Source organism: Brachyspira sp. SAP_772 (assembly GCF_009755885.1).
Taxonomy (GTDB): domain Bacteria; phylum Spirochaetota; class Brachyspiria; order Brachyspirales; family Brachyspiraceae; genus Brachyspira.
Genome location: NZ_VYIX01000241.1, coordinates 1 through 634, shown reverse-complemented (window position 1 = coordinate 634; position 634 = coordinate 1). Strand labels below are relative to the sequence as shown.

The following is a 634-nucleotide window of genomic DNA, read 5'->3' as shown; positions in this document are numbered from 1 at the left end:
AAGCAATGCAGAGGCTGCAAGACTTTCTGGTATAAAAACTAATAAATGGAAAATAATTGCTTATACTATAGCAGGATTTTTTTGTGGTATAGGAGGTTTAACTTTTGCTGCTAGCTATTCAAGCATAAGTCCTGGAGCTGGACAGGGTTATGAGTTTGATGCGATTGCTGCAGTAGTTATAGGAGGAACTTCTCTTTCTGGCGGTGTTGGTTCTATAATAGGTACTATAATTGGTGTATATATAATGTCTGTACTTAAAGTAGGACTTCCTTCTGTTGGTGTTGAGCAGTTCTTCCAATACTTTACTATAGGTATAGTWGTTATTATAGCTGTTCTTATAGACGTTTATAGAATAAAAATGTCTAATAAAGTAAAAAAAGTTGATGTAAAAAAAGAAAAACGTGAACAGCTTGAAGAAGAAATTGAATCTTATAAAGTAAGAATAGATTATATGATATCTGATAATACTAAAGACTATTCTAAAGAGATATCAGAGGTACAAGCTAAAATTAATTCTTTATTAGAAGAAAAGAAAAAATTAAAATGATAATATCTTTAAATTAAAAATAAAAAAATTATTAGAAGAAAAGAAAAAATTAAAATGATAATATCTTTAAATTAAAAATAAAAAAAT

General features: G+C 27.5%; 1 protein-coding gene. It reads left to right on the top strand.

Features of this window, described 5'->3' with window-relative positions; genetic code table 11:
• The coding region (locus GQX97_RS13800) for an ABC transporter permease (protein WP_368666587.1) at positions 1-547 on the top strand (547 nt) is incomplete at its 5' end.
• Between the last annotated feature and the right edge of the window lie 87 nt (positions 548-634).